This is a genomic window from Streptomyces sp. NPDC001927 (assembly GCF_053594455.1).
Window position 1 is genome coordinate 311,436 of the sequence record NZ_JBSFEN010000012.1, and the last position, 18,205, is coordinate 329,640.

Annotated in this window: 13 protein-coding genes; 3 read left to right on the forward strand and 10 right to left on the reverse strand. The window is 72.8% G+C overall.

Features of this window, described 5'->3' with window-relative positions; genetic code table 11:
- Nucleotides 1-11 precede the first annotated feature (11 nt).
- The 7 genes from ACWCO8_RS30965 to ACWCO8_RS30995 are packed head-to-tail and all read right to left on the reverse strand — an operon-like array spanning nucleotide 12 to nucleotide 7,804.
- Nucleotides 12-830, reverse strand: coding sequence for an HpcH/HpaI aldolase/citrate lyase family protein (locus ACWCO8_RS30965; RefSeq protein ID WP_451035020.1), 819 nt, complete (start codon nucleotides 828-830; stop codon nucleotides 12-14).
- The gene (locus ACWCO8_RS30970) at nucleotides 827-2,056 is read right to left on the reverse strand and encodes a CaiB/BaiF CoA transferase family protein (protein ID WP_451035021.1); all 1,230 of its coding nucleotides are present in this window, start codon (nucleotides 2,054-2,056) and stop codon (nucleotides 827-829) included. Before ACWCO8_RS30970 ends, ACWCO8_RS30965 begins: the two co-directional genes overlap by 4 nt.
- Entirely contained in the window at nucleotides 2,053-2,973 is a 921-nt protein-coding gene (rbsK, locus tag ACWCO8_RS30975; protein ID WP_451035022.1) for a ribokinase, read from the reverse strand. Before rbsK ends, ACWCO8_RS30970 begins: the two co-directional genes overlap by 4 nt.
- Nucleotides 2,970-4,358, reverse strand: a complete 1,389-nt coding sequence (locus tag ACWCO8_RS30980) for an ADP-ribosylglycohydrolase family protein (protein WP_451035023.1) — start codon at nucleotides 4,356-4,358, stop codon at nucleotides 2,970-2,972. Before ACWCO8_RS30980 ends, rbsK begins: the two co-directional genes overlap by 4 nt.
- The gene (locus ACWCO8_RS30985; protein ID WP_451035024.1) at nucleotides 4,355-5,509 is read right to left on the reverse strand and encodes an ADP-ribosylglycohydrolase family protein; all 1,155 of its coding nucleotides are present in this window, start codon (nucleotides 5,507-5,509) and stop codon (nucleotides 4,355-4,357) included. Before ACWCO8_RS30985 ends, ACWCO8_RS30980 begins: the two co-directional genes overlap by 4 nt.
- Entirely contained in the window at nucleotides 5,487-6,797 is a 1,311-nt protein-coding gene (locus tag ACWCO8_RS30990; protein ID WP_451035025.1) for an ADP-ribosylglycohydrolase family protein, read from the reverse strand. Before ACWCO8_RS30990 ends, ACWCO8_RS30985 begins: the two co-directional genes overlap by 23 nt.
- Entirely contained in the window at nucleotides 6,794-7,804 is a 1,011-nt protein-coding gene (locus ACWCO8_RS30995; RefSeq protein ID WP_451035026.1) for an ADP-ribosylglycohydrolase family protein, read from the reverse strand. The genes ACWCO8_RS30990 and ACWCO8_RS30995 overlap by 4 nt, the downstream gene beginning before the upstream one ends.
- 231 nt (nucleotides 7,805-8,035) lie before the next feature.
- Between ACWCO8_RS30995 and ACWCO8_RS31000 the strand changes: the two genes are divergently transcribed.
- From ACWCO8_RS31000 to ACWCO8_RS31010, 3 genes are all read left to right on the forward strand, one after another.
- Nucleotides 8,036-8,764, forward strand: coding sequence for a VIT1/CCC1 transporter family protein (locus tag ACWCO8_RS31000; RefSeq protein WP_362015989.1), 729 nt, complete (start codon nucleotides 8,036-8,038; stop codon nucleotides 8,762-8,764).
- 506 nt (nucleotides 8,765-9,270) lie between these two features.
- Entirely contained in the window at nucleotides 9,271-13,830 is a 4,560-nt protein-coding gene (gene gltB, locus ACWCO8_RS31005; protein ID WP_451035027.1) for a glutamate synthase large subunit, read from the forward strand.
- Nucleotides 13,823-15,283: a glutamate synthase subunit beta gene (locus ACWCO8_RS31010; protein WP_451035028.1), complete on the forward strand. Its 1,461-nt coding sequence runs from the start codon at nucleotides 13,823-13,825 to the stop codon at nucleotides 15,281-15,283. Before gltB ends, ACWCO8_RS31010 begins: the two co-directional genes overlap by 8 nt.
- Before the next feature lie 180 nt (nucleotides 15,284-15,463).
- On the opposite strand, the gene ACWCO8_RS31015 is transcribed toward ACWCO8_RS31010, so the two are convergent.
- Genes ACWCO8_RS31015 through ACWCO8_RS31025 form a run of 3 tightly spaced genes read right to left on the reverse strand, consistent with a single transcriptional unit; the run spans nucleotide 15,464 to nucleotide 18,182 of the window.
- Nucleotides 15,464-16,336, reverse strand: a complete 873-nt coding sequence (locus ACWCO8_RS31015; RefSeq protein ID WP_451035029.1) for an alpha/beta hydrolase — start codon at nucleotides 16,334-16,336, stop codon at nucleotides 15,464-15,466.
- Nucleotides 16,333-17,058 carry a glucose 1-dehydrogenase gene (locus tag ACWCO8_RS31020; protein WP_451035030.1) on the reverse strand — a complete coding sequence of 242 codons (726 nt, stop codon included), beginning with the start codon at nucleotides 17,056-17,058 and terminating at the stop codon, nucleotides 16,333-16,335. The genes ACWCO8_RS31015 and ACWCO8_RS31020 overlap by 4 nt, the downstream gene beginning before the upstream one ends.
- The gene (locus tag ACWCO8_RS31025; RefSeq protein WP_451035031.1) at nucleotides 17,055-18,182 is read right to left on the reverse strand and encodes an LLM class flavin-dependent oxidoreductase; all 1,128 of its coding nucleotides are present in this window, start codon (nucleotides 18,180-18,182) and stop codon (nucleotides 17,055-17,057) included. The genes ACWCO8_RS31020 and ACWCO8_RS31025 overlap by 4 nt, the downstream gene beginning before the upstream one ends.
- Between the last annotated feature and the right edge of the window lie 23 nt (nucleotides 18,183-18,205).

The window sequence follows — 18,205 nt, forward strand, 5'->3', positions numbered from 1 at the left end:
TTTTCCCGCGGTCAGCAGAATCGGGCCGCCAGGGTGAGGGTGCGGCGGGCGCCGTCGACGACCGCCGCGTCGACGAAGCGGCCGTCCGGGAGCGCCAGGGCGCCCTCCTCCGCCTCGGCCGCCTTCACGACCTCCTCGGCGGCCGCCACCTCGTCGGGGGTGGGGAGGTAGGCCTGCTCGATCACCGGGAGCTGGCGGGGGTGGATCGCGGCCCGGCCGAAGAAGCCCAGGGCGCGGCCCCGGGTGCAGCTCGCCGCCAGGGCGTCCAGGTCGCGGATGTCGGGGTGCACCGACTGGGCCGGTGGGGGCAGGGCCGCCGCGCGGGCGGCGACCACCAGGCGGCCGCGCGACCAGTCGAGGCCGCTGTCGTCGCGTACCCCCAGGTCGGCGCGGAGGTCCGCCTCGCCGAGGGCGATGCCGTGGACGGCGGGATGGGCGCTGGCGATGGCGTACGCGCGCTCGACGGCGAGGGCGTTCTCCAGGAGGGGGTAGAGGGGGATTCCGGCGGTGACGTCGGTGACGGCGTCGGCGATCCGGTGGATGTCAGTGGCGTGTGTCACCTTGGGAACACGGAGACCGCGGAGGCCGGGGAGGGGGGCCAGGGTGGGGATGTCGCGCGGGGTGTGGATGCGGACATGGATCGGTACGGAGTGGGGGTCGGAGAGCAGATCGGCCGTGGCGTCGAGCGCGTACGCCTTGCGGTCGGGGGCGACCGCGTCCTCCAGGTCGACGATCACGACGTCGGCGCCGGAGGCCAGCGCCTTCTGGACGACGGCGGGGCGGTCCCCGGGGGCGTACAGCCAGGTGAGGGGCAGGGGCGTGGTCCTCATACGGCTCCTTCGCCGCGCAGGGCGCCGATCTCGGCGGGGGTGAGGCCGAGTTCGGCGAGGACCTCGGCGGTGTCCGCGCCGTGCGGGCGGCCGGCCCAGCGGATCGCTCCGGGGGTCTCGGAGAGCCGGAAGAGGACGTTCTGCATGCGGATCGGCCCCAGCTCGGGGTCCGGGACCTCGGTGACCGTGTTCAGGGCGCGGAACTGCGGGTCGGCCATGACGTCCCGGACGTCGTAGACGGGCGCGATCGCCGCCTCGGCCTTCTCGAAGGCGGCCATCGCCTCGTCCCGGGTGTGGCGGGCGATCCACGAGCCGACCGCCTCGTCGAGGACGTCCGCGTGGGCGGCCCGGCCGGCGCCGTCGGCGAACCAGGGCTCGTCGATCAGCTCGGGGCGGCCGACCAGGCGCAGGACGCGTTCGGCGATCGACTGGGCCGAGGTGGAGACGGCGACCCAGGCGTCGTCGGACGTGCGGTACGTGTTGCGGGGGGCGTTGTTGCGGGAGCGGTTTCCGGTGCGGGGCTGGACGTAGCCGAGCTGGTCGTACCAGAGGGGGTGGGGGCCGATGACGGAGAGCATCGGTTCGATGATGGCCATGTCGACGACCTGGCCGTGGCCGGTGGTCGTCCTGGCCGTGAGCGCGGTCATCACCGCGTACGCGGTGGCCAGGGCGGCGATCGAGTCGGCCAGGCCGAAGGGGGGAAGGGTGGGCGGACCGTCGGGTTCGCCGGTGATGGCGGCGAAGCCGCTCATCGCCTCGGCCAGGGTGCCGAAGCCGGGCCGGTGGGAGTACGGGCCGAACTGGCCGAAGCCGGTGACCCGGGTCAGGACCAGGCGGGGGTTGACGGTGGAGAGCTCCTCCCAGCCCAGACCCCAGCGCTCCAGGGTGCCGGGGCGGAAGTTCTCCACGATCACGTCGGCCTCGGCGGCCATCCGCAGCAGGGTGTCCCGGCCGCCGGGGGTGGAGAGATCGAGGGTGACGGTCCGCTTGTTGCGGCCGAGGACCTTCCACCACAGACCGACGCCGTCCTTCGCCGGGCCGTGGCCGCGGGAGGGGTCGGGCTTGCGGGGGTGCTCGATCTTGATCACGTCGGCGCCGAAGTCGCCGAGCATCATCGCGGCGAGCGGTCCCGCGAAGAGGGTGGCGAGATCGAGGACGCGCAGCCCGTGGAGGGGAGGCCGGGCTGCGGGTTCGGTGCGGTCCGTGCGTTCCTCGCTGGGTGTCATACGGCGTCGACCTCCCGGCCGGTGAAGGCGGTGTGGGCCTCGTCGATCTCGGCGCGGTACGGCATCGAGGACGAGGCGCCCGCGTGCTGGACGGAGAGCGCGGCGGCGGTGGACGCCCAGGCCAGCGCCTCGCGGACCGGGCGGCCCTCGCCGAGGGCGACGGCGAGGGTGCCGACGAACGTGTCGCCGGCGGCGGTGGTGTCCACGGCGGCGACCCGGGGGGCGGGGACCGTGATGGGTTCGCCGCCCCGGGCCGCGTACAGGCTGCCGGAGGCGCCCAGGGTGACGACCACCTCGGGGACGTGGGCGAGGAGGGCGGTCGCGGCGGCGCGCGGGTCGGTGAGGCCGGTGAGCGCGGCGGCCTCGTGCTCGTTGGGGACCAGGAGGTCGGTGGCGGCGAGGAGTTCGGGGGGAAGCTGCTGGGCCGGGGCGGGGGTGAGGACCGTACGGACGCCGAGGCGGCGGGCGGTGACCGCGGCCTCGGTGACGGCCGAGAGGGGGAGCTCGAGCTGGAGGAGCAGGGCGTCGGCGGTGGCGATCAGGGCCTCGTCGCCGTGGTCGAGGGAGGTGACGGTGCCGTTGGCGCCGGGGACGACGACGATCGCGTTGCCGCCCTCGTCGTCGACGACGATGTGGGCTGTGCCGGAGGGGCCTTCGACGGTGCGCAGGAGGTCGGTGTCGACCGAGGACGCTTCGAGGGCGGCGCGGAGCCGTTCGCCGAAGTCGTCGGCGCCGACCGCGCCGATCATCGCGACCTCGGCGCCGGCCCGGGCGGCCGCGACGGCCTGGTTGGCGCCCTTGCCGCCGGGGATCGTACGGAACTCCCGACCGGTGACGGTCTCTCCGCGCGCGGGGGCCCGGGACACGAAGGCGACGAGGTCCATGTTGGTGCTGCCGAGCACCACGATGCTGGTCATGGGCGTACTGCCTCCAGATACGTCAGTTCGGCGAGGGTGTCGAAGCCGATGCCGTCGAAGGACGGGATCGAGGTGGCGAGCCGGTTCTTGAGGGGGGAGGTCCAGCGCTCGGGGAGCCGGTCGGGGTGGCCGGCGAGGAGACCGGCGACGGAACCGGCGGTGGCGCCGTTGGAGTCGGTGTCCCAGCCGCCGGAGACCGCCGCGCAGATCGTGCGGGAGAAGTCGCCGTCGCCGTGGGTGAGGGCGGCGGCGAGGAGGGCGGCGTTGGGGACGGCATGGACCCAGTGATACCCGCCGAGGGTGGCGTGGAGCCGGTCCACGACGGCGTCGAAGTCGGGGGTGGTGCGGGCGGTTTCGATGCCGAGGCGGACGGCGACGGCGAGCCGGGAGCGGGGCGGGACGACGGAGAGCCCGGCGGCGAGGGCCTGGTGGACGTCGGCGGTGCCGGTGGCGGCGCCGGCGATGGCCGCGGCGACGAACTGGGCGCCGTAGAGGCCGTTGGCGGTGTGGGTGAGCGCCGCGTCCCGGTACGCCTGCTCGGCGGCGGCCGCGGGGTCGCCGGGGTGCGTCCAGCCGTGCACGTCGGCGCGGATCTGGGCGCCGATCCACTCGCGGAAGGGGTTGCGGTGGGAGGCGGTCAGCGGGGGTTCGATGCCGTCGAGGAGGTTGCGGTAGGCGATGCGCTCGGCGGTGAAGGTGCGGCCGGCGGGGAGTTCGTCGAGCCAGAGGCGGGCGACGTCGGAGGTGGTGAAGCCGCGGCCGTACCGCTGGAGGAGGAGCAGGTTGAGGAGGGGGTAGTTGAGGTCGTCGTCCTCGGGCATCCCGTCGATGTTCTCGGCGAGGGAGGTGGCGGCGGAGCGACGGTTCCAGGGGTGGGCGGCGAGAAGGTGCGGGGGGACGCCGCGCTCGGTGAACCAGGTGGTGAGGGGCCAGTTGCCGGCGGCGCGGGCGAGTGTGCGGATGGCGGGGAGCGGGAGCTTCTCGACGGGCTTGCCGAGCAGACAGCCGGCGGCGCGACCGAGCCAGGCGGCGTGCAGCCGGTCGCGGAGGGGGTGGGGTTCCCTCGCGGGGGCTCCGCCCCCGTACCCCTGGGGACGCGGTGCTTCGTGCGCGGGGGGCGCGTGCACGGGGGCGGGGGTGGGGGGTTGTGATGCCTTGGGCTCGGCCGGGGGGAGGGCTGCCAGTTCGGTCAGGAGGGTTTCCGCCAGGGGGCGGAGGTCCGGGCGGGGAGTGGGGGAGGCGCCCGCTGTGGGCGGGGGTGGGGGGCCGCCCGCCGCTTGCCAGCGGGCGGCGATCGTGGTGGCGTCGCGGCCGTCCTCCGCCGCCTGGCGGAGTTCGTGGCCGACGAGGTCCTCCGGCTGGACCCAGGTGAGGCGTACGTTCATCGGACGTTCGTCAGGGTCGTGAACGCCGACTCGTGGGCCCGGCGGCGGGCCGTGTCGCGGGCGAACACCTCGTGCGCGACCGCCGTCAGCGCCCGTGCCGGAGCGTGCAGGTCCAGACGGCTCGCCTCCGCCACCTGCTTCGCCCAGGTGGACGGGACGGCCGACTCGCCCACCAGCGCGCCCACGATCGCGCCCGCCATCGTCGCGATCGAGTCGCAGTCACGGCCGTAGTTGACCGCGCCCAGGACCGTGTGGCGGTAGTCGCCCGCGCCGACCAGCAGCATCCCGAGGGCGATGGGGAGTTCCTCGATCGCGTGCAGGCGCGACGGGCGCCGCGCGCCCAGGCCCGGCGCGCGGTACTCCGCGCCCACCGTGTCGAACGGGGCCACCGCCTTGCGCAGGGGGATCAGCGCCGACTCGAAGTCCGTGTGTCCGCAGGCCACTTCCGCCACCGCCTCGATCGCCTCGCGTGTGCCGTCCTTCGCCAGGGAGAGCGCCGTCTCCACGACCGAGACCGGCGTCGCGCCCGGTTCGCACGCCGCCGACACCGCCGCCGCGAACACCCCTGCCGCCTCCCGTCCGTACGAGGACTGGTGGGGAGCCGCGACGTCCAGGGCCTCCGCGTACGCGCCCGCCGGGTTCGCCGCGTTGACCAGGCCCACCGGCGCCATGTACATCGCCGCACCGCAGTTGACGATGTTTCCGCTGCCCGCCTCACGCGGGTCCACGTGGCCGTAGTGGATACGGGCCACCAGCCACTTCTCCGCGAGGAAGATCCGCTGGAGGGGGAGGGCCTCCGCCTCCAGTTCGGGGATCCAGACCGGGGTCGAGATCAGGTCGGGGACCAGGTGGTCCGCCACCGCGTACGCGTCGAGGTGGTCGCGGACCTTCTCGTACACCCTGATCAGCGCGTGGGTCATCAAGGTGTCGTCGGTGACGTGCCCGTCGCCCTTGTGGTACGGCGCGATGGGGCGTGCCGTACGCCAGTCGTCGCCGTTCCAGGGGCCGACGATGCCCGTGACGCGACCGCCGTGGCGTTCGACGATCTGGTCGGGGGTGTAGCCCTCGACCGGGCCGCCGAGGGCGTCGCCCACGGCGGCCCCGACGAGGCTTCCGGTGATGCGGTCATCAAGTGGTGGTGTGGGGGTCATGTCGGAATTGTCTACCCCTGGTGGTCAGTTCCGTGGCTGCGAGGAGCCCGGCGAGTTCGACCAGATCCGTGCCCGCGAGGCGGGGGAGCGCGCAGCCGGCGAGCGTGCGGCAGGCGTCGCGCCAGGTCGCGGGGAGGGAACCGGCGCCGCCGAGCGCGCCGGTGAGCGCGCCCGCGAGCGCGGGGGCGGAGTCGGCGACACGCGACAGGCAGGCCGCGGCCGGCACTGCCCCGGAGGGCTCGCCGCGCGCGGCGAGGGCGAGCGCGAGGGCCACCGGTACGGTCTCGGCGGCGGCGATGCCGTAGCTGTAGACGTGGTCGACGATCTGGTGCTCCAGGAGGGGGACGAGTTCGAAGGCGCTCGTCGCGTCCTGGGCCATCTTGACGGCCTGTTGGGCGTTGCGGCCGATCTCGGTGGCGGGCGGGAGTTGGGCGAGGGCCGCCTCCACGGCCTCGTCCACGTCCGCGCCGCCCAGGGCGACGGCGACGGCGGCGGCCATCGCGCGGGCGCCGTGCACGCCGTCGCCGTCCTGGGTGTACCGGGCGTCGAACTCGGCGAGTTCGGCGGCGGCGGCCGGGTCGCCGGGGTGGACGAGGGCGAGGACGGCGGCGCGGACGCAGGCGGCGTCGTCGAAGTAGTGCGGGTTGTCGTGGCCGGTGGCGGGCGGGCGGAGGCCGGTGGCGAGATTGCCGAGGCCGGCGCGTACGGAGATCCGTGCGCGGAGGGGCAGTACGGCGGACTCGACCTCGGGGGCGCGGTCGGCGGCGGCGGCGACCTGGCTCGCGAGGGAGTTCCAGGCGAGGTCGACGGCGGCGCGGAGGCGGCGCTCCGGGGGGAGGGTGCCGAAGAGGGGGCCGGCGGCGGCGAGGACCGCCTCGGCGGTGAAGACCGCCCATTCGGCGTCGTCGGAGGGGCCGAGGCGGAGGGGCTCGGGGGGCTGGTTGAGGGCGATGGGGACGGGGAGGGTGGTGGTGGCGTTCTGTTCGGCGAAGGTGTCGAGTTCGCGGGTGAGGCGGCGGGTCCACTCGGGCATGCGGGCGGCGCGGTGTCTGGCGGCGGGCCAGCCTGCGGCGTCGCCTGCGGCGAGGCCGAGGAGCAGGCCCTCGACGGCCTCCCGCCGCGCGGGTGCGCCAGGTCTTGGGGCGTGCCCCAGGCCCTCGGGTGCGGCGCCGGCCCCGTGCGCGGCCATGAGGCCCACGTGGCTGCCGGTCACGTCCGGGGCGCTCGGTCTCGTGGGCTGTGCCCACCCGTCCCGCCCTGCGGGACGATTGCCCACAGCGGAGCTCATGACTGGTCCTCCTCGTCTGTCGTCAGCAGGTCCGCGATGTCCAGGACGTGGTAGCCGCGCATCGACGGGAGGCAGCTGCCTGTGACCGGTCCGATGGCCGTGGCCCACTCGTCCGGGATCGCCGAGACGCCCGAGGCCGCGCCCGCCAGGGCGCCCGCCACCGCGGCCGTCGTGTCGGCGTCGCGGCCCATGTTGACCGCGGTCAGGACCGCCGTACGGAAGTCGCCGCGGGCCGCAGCGAAGGCGCCGAAGGCGAGGCCCACCGCCTCCGGGGCCAGGTCCGTCCAGGGGTAGCCGCCGATGACGACCGCCGAGCGGACCGTGCGTTCGCGGAGCAGCGGGTCCGGCTCCAGCCGTTGCGCGGCCACCACGGCGCGGCGCATCGAGCGCGCCGTCCACGAGTCCATCGGGACCACCGAGAGCGCCGCCGCGATGACCGACGTCACCGACGCGCCGCCCATCGCCGCCGCCACGCCCGCCGCGACCGCCTGCCCGCCGTAGATGCCCTCGCCGTCGTGGCTGACCGTGCCGTCGATCGCCACCAGGCGGGCGGCCTCCGCCGGGCGGCCCGCCGCGAAGACCCCGAACGGGGCCGCCCGCATCGCCAGGCCGTCCGACCACGCGTGCCGGTGCTGGGCCGAGATCGGCGCCGCGAGCCCCCTGCGGAGGTTCTCCAGCGTGCCCCGCTCGCTGAAGCCCGCGCCCCGGAACGGGCCTTCGTCGAGGTCCGCGATCCAGTGGTGCCAGGCCCGTTCCACATGCTGGACCGTCAGCGCCGAGCCGTGCCGGGCGAGCAGCAGCCCCGAGAAGATCGCGTACTCCGTGTCGTCCGTGCCCGCCGGACTGTCCGTCACGAAGCCCTCGATCCGGCCCCATCGGCGTCGGATCTCCGACGGGCGCATGTTCTCGGCGGGCGCCCCGAGCGCGTCACCGACCGCGAGGCCGAGGAGCGCGCCCCTCGCGCGCTCGCGCGTATCGCATGCAATCGTTCCCGTCTCGCTCACCATCTCGCACCCCTTTCGCGGTTCCTGGATCTGTGCCACGTGGGGGCGGCGATGACGTCGAAGAAACGTCTCTGTCACCCGGCTGACACCCCGCCAGAAGGGGGTGTGGACAGCAAGGTCAGCCTTAGTAAGTACGGCCTGCCTTGCTGGCGCGCCCCTTACATCGCGCGTATTTTCGAGGGTGTTGGGGGCGGCGGGTGCGACCCGGCCCGCCGGACTGAACAGGGGAGAAGCATGTCCATCATCGAAGCCCAGGCGCCACTGCACGAAGCCCACCGCGACAACCACACGCACCGCGATGTGAACGGTGGCTGGCTGCGCCCCGCGGTCTTCGGCGCGATGGACGGACTCGTCTCCAACCTCGCCCTGATGACCGGTGTCGCGGGCGGCGCGGTCTCGCAGCAGACCATCGTCATCACCGGCCTCGCCGGACTCGCCGCCGGCGCCTTCTCGATGGCGGCCGGTGAATACACCTCCGTCGCCTCGCAGCGCGAGCTCGTCCAGGCGGAACTGGACGTCGAGCGTCGTCAGTTGCGCAAGCACCCGGTCGACGAGATGGAGGAGCTCGCCGCGCTGTACGTGTCGCGCGGCGTCGAGCCGGCGCTGGCCCGCGAGGTCGCGATGCAGCTCTCCCGGGACCCGGAGCAGGCCCTGGAGATCCACGCCCGCGAGGAGCTGGGCATCGACCCCGACGACCTGCCGTCGCCGACGGTCGCCGCCGTGTCGTCGTTCGCGTCGTTCGCGCTCGGCGCGCTGCTGCCCCTGCTGCCGTACCTGCTCGGTGCGAGCGCCCTGTGGCCGGCCGTGCTGCTCGCCCTCCTCGGGCTCTTCGCCTGCGGCGCGCTGGTGGCCCGGGTGACCGCCCGCAGCTGGTGGTTCAGCGGGCTGCGCCAGCTCGTCCTGGGCGGCGCCGCCGCGGCCGTCACGTACGGGCTCGGAATGGCCTTCGGCGCCGCGCTCTGACCCGCGCGGCCCGCGGCCGCCCCCTGCTGAAGGCCCTCGCCCTGCGCCGAGGCCCTCTGCGACAGGCCCGCGCCCGCCCTCTGTGAAAGGCCCTCGCCCTGCGGCGAGGGCCTTTCGCGTGCATGCTGGCTGTGATGTATATCCCCTGGGCGGATCGGCCGGCCAGTGAGACACTATGCACAGCGCGACATATGTAGCCGTAACCCGGCGGTTTCGAAGGCTTAACCACCGGGCATGAGGCGTAAGCGCCGCGGGCAATGAGGCTCGCTCTGCGACGGGTCCTCCGACCCCTTGAGATCCGTAGAGATTCACCCCCAGAACCACCCTGAGATTTACGAGTTCACGTGTGAACCACCATCACCGCTCCGTGTCAGCGGTGTCCGCATGTTGGAATGAGCTATCCACTTCGCGAGAAGCCAGCCATCATGTAACCTGCACGAAATTTCGCGGAGGGCCAACGTCGTCCCTCGGCAGCTGCATATGCCACGACGACGACGGGAGAGCCGATGCGTTCCGACGCCTGGTCGCCCATGGACGGTCGCCCCGCTCCGCAGGGGATGTACGACCCCCGTAACGAACACGACGCCTGTGGTGTCGGGTTCGTGGCCACCCTGACCGGTGTTGCCAGCCACGCGCTGGTCGAGCAGGCGCTGACCGTACTGCGCAATCTCGAGCACCGCGGCGCCACCGGCTCCGAGCCCGACTCGGGAGACGGCGCCGGCATCCTTTTCCAGGTCCCGGACGCCTTCCTGCGCGAGGTCACCGACTTCGACCTCCCCACCGCCGGCGCCTACGCCGTCGGTATCGCCTTCCTCCCTGCCGACGGCTCCGCACAGGCCGTCTCGCAGATCGAGACGATCGCGTCCGAGGAGGGTCTGAACGTCCTCGGCTGGCGCGACGTCCCCGTCGCCCCCGAACTGCTCGGCGCCTCCGCCCGCGCCACCATGCCCGTCTTCCGTCAGCTCTTCGTCGCCGACGGCAGCAGCGAGGGCATCGCGCTCGACCGCAAGGCCTTCGTGCTGCGCAAGCGCGCCGAGCGCGAGGCCGGGACGTACTTCCCGTCGCTCTCCGCCCGCACGATCGTCTACAAGGGCATGCTGACCACCGGCCAGCTGGAGCCCTTCTTCCCGGACCTGTCGGACCGCCGCTGCGCCACCGCCGTGGCCCTGGTCCACTCCCGGTTCTCCACCAACACCTTCCCGAGCTGGCCGCTGGCCCACCCGTACCGCTTCGTCGCGCACAACGGCGAGATCAACACGGTCAAGGGCAACCGCAACTGGATGGTGGCCCGCGAGTCCCAGCTCGTCTCCGAGCTCTTCGGCGAGGGCGAGCTCGACCGGATCTTCCCGGTCTGCACCCCCGACGCCTCCGACTCCGCCTCCTTCGACGAGGTCCTGGAGCTGCTCCACCTCGGTGGGCGTTCCCTCCCGCACAGCGTCCTGATGATGGTCCCCGAGGCGTGGGAGAACCACGACTCCATGGACCCGGCCCGGCGCGCCTTCTACCAGTACCACTCCACGATGATGGAGCCCTGGGACGGCCCGGCCTGTGTCACCTTCACCGACGGTACGCAGGTGGGTGCGGTCCTCGACCGCAACGGTCTGCGCCCCGGCCGCTACTGGGTCACCGACGAGGGCCTCGTCGTCCTCTCCTCCGAGGTCGGCGTCCTCGACATCGACCCCGCCAAGGTCGTCCGCAAGGGCCGCCTCCAGCCCGGCAAGATGTTCCTCGTCGACACCGCCGAGCACCGGATCATCGAGGACGACGAGATCAAGGCCGGCCTCGCCGCCGAGAAGCCGTACGCCGAGTGGCTGGAGACCGGGGAGATCGAGCTCTCCGACCTCCCCGAGCGCGAGCACATCGTGCACACCCACGCCTCGGTCACCCGCCGCCAGCAGACCTTCGGCTACACCGAGGAAGAGCTCCGCGTCATCCTCGCCCCGATGGCCCGCACCGGCGGCGAGCCGCTCGGCTCCATGGGCACGGACTCGCCGATCGCGGCCCTGTCCGAGCGCCCCCGGCTGCTCTTCGACTACTTCACCCAGCTCTTCGCGCAGGTCACCAACCCGCCGCTGGACGCGATCCGCGAGGAGCTGGTGACGAGCCTGCGCTCCTCCCTCGGCCCGTCGGGCAACCTGCTGGAGCCGACCGCCGCGTCGTGTCGCAGCGTCACCCTGCCCTTCCCGGTGATCGACAACGACGAGCTGGCCAAGCTCATCCACATCAACGCCGACGGCGACATGCCCGGCATGAAGGCCGCGACCCTCTCCGGCCTGTACCGGGTCTCCGGCGGCGGCGACGCGCTCGCCGCCCGGATCGAGGCGATCTGCGGCGAGGTCGACGCGGCCATCGAGGGCGGCGCGCACCTGCTCGTCCTCTCCGACCGGCACTCCGACGCCGAGCACGCGCCGATCCCGTCGCTGCTGCTCACCGCGGCCGTCCACCACCACCTCATCCGCACGAAGCAGCGCACCCAGGTGGGTCTGCTCGTCGAGGCCGGCGACGTCCGCGAGGTCCACCACGTGGCCCTCCTCATCGGCTACGGCGCCGCCGCCGTCAACCCGTACCTGGCGATGGAGTCCGTCGAGGACCTGGTCCGCGCCGGCACCTTCATCGAGGGCCTCGAGCCCGAGCAGGCCATCCGGAACCTGATCTACGCGCTCGGCAAGGGCGTCCTCAAGGTCATGTCCAAGATGGGCATCTCGACCGTCGCCTCCTACCGCGGCGCCCAGGTCTTCGAGGCCGTCGGCCTGGAGACGGCCTTCGTCGAGCGGTACTTCAACGGCACCGCCACCAAGATCGGCGGCGCCGGCCTCGACGTCATCGCCAAGGAGGTCGCCGCCCGGCACTCCAAGGCGTACCCGGCCTCCGGCGTCCCCTCCGCGCACCGCGCGCTCGACATCGGCGGCGAGTACCAGTGGCGCCGCGAGGGCGAGCCGCACCTGTTCGACCCGGAGACCGTCTTCCGCCTGCAGCACGCCACGCGCAACAAGCGGTACGACATCTTCAAGAAGTACACGGACCGGATCAACGAGCAGTCCGAGCGCCTGATGACGCTCCGCGGCCTCTTCGGCTTCACCTCGGACCGCCCCTCGATCTCGATCGACGAGGTCGAGCCGGTCTCCGAGATCGTCAAGCGGTTCTCGACCGGCGCCATGTCGTACGGCTCCATCTCCCGCGAGGCGCACGAGACCCTCGCCATCGCCATGAACCAGCTGGGCGGCAAGTCCAACACCGGTGAGGGCGGCGAGGACCCGGACCGCCTCTACGACCCGGCGCGCCGCTCCTCCATCAAGCAGGTCGCCTCCGGCCGCTTCGGCGTGACGAGCGAGTACCTGGTCAACGCGGACGACATCCAGATCAAGATGGCCCAGGGCGCCAAGCCCGGCGAGGGCGGCCAGCTGCCCGGCCACAAGGTCTACCCGTGGGTCGCCAAGACCCGGCACTCCACCCCCGGTGTCGGTCTGATCTCGCCGCCGCCGCACCACGACATCTACTCCATCGAGGACCTGGCTCAGCTGATCCACGACCTCAAGAACGCCAACCCGGCCGCGCGCATCCACGTGAAGCTGGTGTCGGAGGTCGGTGTCGGCACGGTCGCCGCCGGTGTCTCCAAGGCGCACGCGGACGTCGTCCTCATCTCCGGCCACGACGGCGGTACGGGCGCCTCCCCGCTGACCTCGCTGAAGCACGCGGGCGGCCCCTGGGAGCTCGGTCTCGCCGAGACCCAGCAGACGCTGCTGCTCAACGGCCTGCGCGACCGGATCGTCGTGCAGACCGACGGCCAGCTGAAGACCGGCCGTGACGTCGTCATCGCCGCGCTGCTCGGCGCCGAGGAGTTCGGTTTCGCGACCGCGCCGCTCGTCGTCTCCGGCTGCGTCATGATGCGCGTCTGCCACCTGGACACCTGCCCGGTCGGCATCGCCACCCAGAACCCGGTCCTGCGCGACCGCTTCTCCGGCAAGCCCGAGTTCGTCGTCAACTTCTTCGAGTTCATCGCCGAGGAGGTCCGCGAGCTCCTCGCCGAGCTGGGCTTCCGTACGCTCGAAGAGGCCGTCGGCCACGCCGAGCTGATCGACACCAGCCGGGCCGTCACGCACTGGAAGGCGCAGGGCCTCGACCTGGCCCCGCTCTTCTACGTGCCGGAGCTGCCCGAGGGCGCGGTCCGCCACGCCCTGATCGAGCAGGACCACGGCCTGGAGAAGGCCCTCGACAACGAGCTCATCGAGCTCGCCGCCGAGGCGCTTGGCGCGGCGACGGCCGAGGAGGCCCAGCCGGTCCGCGCGCAGGTCGCGATCCGCAACATCAACCGGACGGTCGGCACCATGCTCGGCCACGAGGTGACGAAGAAGTTCGGCGGCGCGGGTCTGCCGGCCGACACCATCGACATCACCTTCACCGGCTCCGCCGGCCAGTCGTTCGGCGCGTTCCTGCCGGCCGGTGTCACGCTCCGCCTGGAGGGCGACGCCAACGACTACGTCGGCAAGGGCCTCTCCGGTGGCCGGGTCGTCGTCCGCCCGGACCGCGGCGCCGACCACCTGGCCGAGTACTCGACCATCGCCGGCAACACCATCGCGTACGGCGCGACCGGCGGCGAGCTGTTCCTGCGCGGCCGCACCGGCGAGCGCTTCTGCGTCCGCAACTCCGGCGCGCTGGTCGTCTCGGAGGGCGTGGGCGACCACGGCTGCGAGTACATGACCGGCGGCAGCGCGGTCGTCCTCGGCGAGACGGGCCGCAACTTCGCGGCCGGCATGTCGGGCGGCGTCGCGTACGTCGTCGACCTCGACCGGGACAACGTCAACTCCGGGAACGCGTCCGCCGTCGAGGCGCTGAGCGACTCCGACAAGCAGTGGCTGCACGACGTCGTGCGCCGCCACCAGGAGGAGACCGGATCGACGGTCGCGGAGAAGCTCCTCGCCGACTGGGACGCGAACGCGGACCGGTTCAGCAAGATCATCCCGTCCACGTACAAGGCAGTGCTCGCCGCCAAGGACGCCGCTGAGCTCGCCGGTCTCTCCGAGGCCGAGACCACCGAGAAGATGATGGAGGCGGCGACCAATGGCTGACCCCAAGGGCTTCCTGACCACCGGGCGCGAGGTCGCCAAGACCCGTCCGGTGGGCGAGCGAGTCAAGGACTGGAACGAGGTCTACGTTCCCGGCTCCCTGCTGCCGATCATCAGCAAGCAGGCCGGCCGCTGCATGGACTGCGGCATCCCGTTCTGCCACAACGGCTGCCCGCTCGGGAACCTGATCCCCGAGTGGAACGACTACGCCTACCGCGAGGACTGGGAGCAGGCCTCCGAGCGCCTCCACGCGACGAACAACTTCCCGGAGTTCACCGGCCGCCTGTGCCCGGCTCCGTGCGAGGCGGCGTGCGTGCTCGGCATCAACCAGCCGGCCGTCACCATCAAGAACGTCGAAGTCTCGATCATCGACAAGGCGTGGGACGCCAACGACGTCAAGCCGCAGGCGCCCGAGCGCCTGTCCGGCAAGACCGTCGCCGTCATCGGCTCGGGCCCGGCGGGTCTCGCCGCCGCCCAGCAGCTGACGCGGGCGGGTCACACGGTCGCCGTCTTCGAGCGCGCGGACCGGATCGGCGGCCTGCTGCGGTACGGCATCCCCGAGTTCAAGATGGAGAAGCGGCACATCAACCGCCGTATCGAGCAGATGCGCGCGGAGGGCACCAAGTTCCGCACGGGTGTGGAGATCGGCCGCGACATCACCTCGACGGACCTGCGCAAGCGGTACGACGCCGTGGTCATCGCCGCGGGCGCCACGACCGCGCGTGACCTGCCGGTCCCGGGCCGTGAGCTGAACGGCATCCACCAGGCGATGGAGTACCTGCCGCTCGCCAACAAGGTCGTCGAGGGCGACTTCGTGGCCCCGCCGATCACCGCCGAGGGCAAGCACGTGGTGGTCATCGGCGGCGGTGACACGGGCGCGGACTGCGTGGGCACCGCCCACCGTCAGGGCGCGGCCTCGGTCACGCAGCTGGAGATCATGCCGCGTCCGGGCGAGGACCGGGTGGCCGGCCAGCCCTGGCCGACGTTCCCGATGCTGTACAAGGTCACCTCCGCGCACGAGGAGGGCGGCGAGCGGGTCTACTCCGTCTCCACCACCCACTTCGAGGGCGACGAGGACGGCAACGTCCAGTTCCTCCACCTCGTCGAGGTCGAGTTCGTCGAGGGCAAGCTCACGCAGAAGCCCGGCACGGAGCGGAAGATCCCGGCGCAGCTGGTGACGCTCGCGATGGGCTTCACGGGTACGGACGTGGAGAACGGTCTGGTCGCGCAGTTTGGTCTAGACCTCGACGAGCGAGGTAACATCGCTCGCGACGCGGACTTCGCCACCAACGTCGGTGGTGTGTTCGTGGCCGGTGACGCGGGTCGCGGCCAGTCGCTGATCGTCTGGGCGATCGCCGAGGGCCGCTCGGCGGCGCGCGGCGTCGACCGCTTCCTGACGGGCGCGAGCGACCTCCCGGCCCCGATCCGCCCGACGGACCGTGCCCTGACGGTCTGACCGTCCCGTCCCAAGACGTCCCGTACAACGACGTACGGAACTGAGCGCGGCGCCCCCCGAATGTCCCCGACCGGACGACTGGGAGGGCGCCGCGGTGCGTCCGCCTCGCAGGGGCGGTGGGGTGGTGGCCCGAGGTCGGGTCGAGCGGGCGGTACGGGGTCGTGGGCCGGGTTTCGGGAATTACCCGGCCACGGTGGTCACCCAGGCCGCCGCCCCGTCCAGCGCGTTCTCCGCTTCGGGCAGGACGCCCCGTGCCCCCAGGAAGCCGTGGAAGACCCCGGTGTGCAGCTGCACCTGCGCCTGGACCCCGGCCGAGGAGAGGCGGCGCGCGTAGGCCAGGCCCTCGTCCCGCAGGAGGTCGCAGTCCGCGAGGACCACGAGAGTGGGAGGGAGGCCCGTGAGGTCGGCCGCGAGGCCGGGCGACGCGGCCACCGGGTCGCCGGCAGGGCCCACGTACTGCTCCCAGTACCAGCGCATGTGGGCCGTCGTGTGGAAGAAGCCCTCGGCGTACGCCTCGGCGGAGGGCGAGTCCAGGCGGTGGTCCAGGGCCGGGTAGAAGAGGAGCTGGCCGGCGACCGGCGGGCCGCCCGCGTCCCGGGCGCGCAGGGCCGCGCCCGCCGCGAGGTTGCCGCCGCTGGAGTCGCCCGCCAGGAACAGCGGGCCGCCGTACCGCTCGGCCGCCCACTCCACGACGGTGTGCACGTCGTCCTCGGCGGCCGGGAAGCGGTGCTCGGGGGCGCGCCGGTAGTCCACGGAGACCACGGACACCCCGGTACGGGACGCCAGTTCGCGGCAGAGGCCGTCGTGCGTGTCCAGGTCGCAGAGGACCCAGCCGCCGCCGTGCGCGAAGACGATGACCGGAGCGCCGGTGCCCGCAGAAGGGCCGTACAGGCGTACTCGTACGCCGTTCGCCGTCTCCTCCCTCGGCGGCGGGATCTCCCGTACCCCCGCCCGTGCCGCCGCCCGCAGGGCCTCCGGGGAGCCAGGGCCGGGGAAGCCCGCCGACATCGCCTCGCACAGCGCACGGGCGGTCGGGGTCAGTGGATCCGTCATCCGGTCGTCAGCCCCCCGTCCACCGTGAATTCCGCGCCCGTCATGTACGAGGAGGCGTCCGAGACCAGGAAGGCGATCAGGCCGCCGACCTCCTCCGCCCGGCCCATCCGGCCGAGCGGGACGTGCGACCAGTCCCGGTCCGCGACCTCCGCCGTCATCGGTGTGTCGACGGCCCCCGGGTGCACCGAGTTGACGCGGATCCCGTACCGCGCGAGGTCGAGCGCAGAGGAGCGGGTCAGCCCGCGCAGCCCGAACTTGCTGGAGCCGTACGCCGCGTGGCCCGGTATGCCGACCAGGCCGGCCGTCGACGACACGTTCACGATCGAGCCGCCGCCCGCCTCGCGCAGCGCCGGCACGACGGCCTGGATGCCGAGGAACGGGCCCAACAGGTTGACCCGGAGGAGGAGTTCGAAGTTCTCGTACGTCTCCGACTCCACCGGAGCCGTCCGCCACAGCGCCGCGTTGTTGACCAGCGCGTCCACGCGGCCGTACGCGTCGACGGCGCGCGCGACCACCTTCCGCCAGTCGTCCGCGGAGGTCACGTCGTGGCGGACGAACACCCCCGCGTCGCCCAGCTCCGCCGCGACCGCCCGGCCCTCCTCCTCCCGTACGTCCGTGAGGACCACCCGCGCGCCCTCCGCCACCAGGAGCCGGGCCTCGGCCGCGCCCTGGCCGCGCGCCGCGCCGGTGACCAGGACGACCTTGCCTGCCAGGGAGCTCACTTGGCCGCCTCCAGCGCGCGGAAGTGCGGGATGACCTTCTCGCCCCACTGCCGGATGGTCTCCATGCAGACCTCCTGGGGGACCGTCCCCATCTGGATCAGGCACATCACCTCGTCGACCCCGATCTCGCGGAGCTGCTCGACGTACGCGATGGCGGTGTCGGCGTCCCCGTAGGCGTGGTCGGTGTTGTACGTGCCGGTGTCGACCGGGCGGGCCGGGATGTTCGCCTCGTGGAGGCGGGCGACCAGCTCCTCGCGGCGCCGCTCCAGCGCGCCCGTGTGGTCCTCGTCCTCCGCGTAGCCGGTCGGGGCGGGCGCGTTGCCGTACCAGTGGGCGATCGACTCGGCGAAGAAGCGCTGGCCGCGCGTGCCGAGCCGGAGCGCCCGCTCGGCGTCGTCCAGGACGATCGTCGGGCAGAGCGCCGAGAAGTGGTCGTTGACCTCGGAGGAGACGAGCCGGGAGCCGTCGCGTACGGCGATGGCCTCGTCGTACACCTTCCGCATCGCGCGCACGTCGTCGGCGCCCGCGAAGCCCATCACCAGCGCGCCGATGCCGAGTTCGGCGGCGAGCTTGAGGGTGTCGTGCTTCGAGCAGGCCATGAAGAGCGGCGGGTGCGGGTCCTGCACGGGGCGGGGCAGGATCGCGCCCGGGCCGATGTCGATCGAGCCGTGCCACTCGAACTGCTCCTCGCGCCAGGCGTGCGAGAAGATCCGCAGCGCCTCCTCCATCTGCGGGTACGTGTCCTCGGGGCGCACGCCGTACATCCGCATCTCCTGCCGGGTCGCGCCCCGGCCTGCGCCGATGTCCACCCGGCCGCCGCTGAGCACGTCGAGCATCGCGGCGCGCTCGGCGACCCGCACCGGGTGCTGGTAGCCGAAGGGCATGGTGACGACGCCGTGGCCGATGCGGATGCGTTCGGTGCGGGCGGCGACCCAGGTCAGGAAGATCTCGGACGCGCTCATGTGCGCGTACTGGGTGAGGGAGTGGTGCTCGACCGCCCATACGCGGTCGAAGCCCATCTTCTCGGCGTGGACGGCCTGTTCGACGCAGTCGTGGATGACCTGGCGCTCCCGCTCGGGGGTCGGGTCGACGAGCTGGGCCTCGAAGATCATGGAGAACTTCACGGTGAACTCCTCTCCTCTTCTAT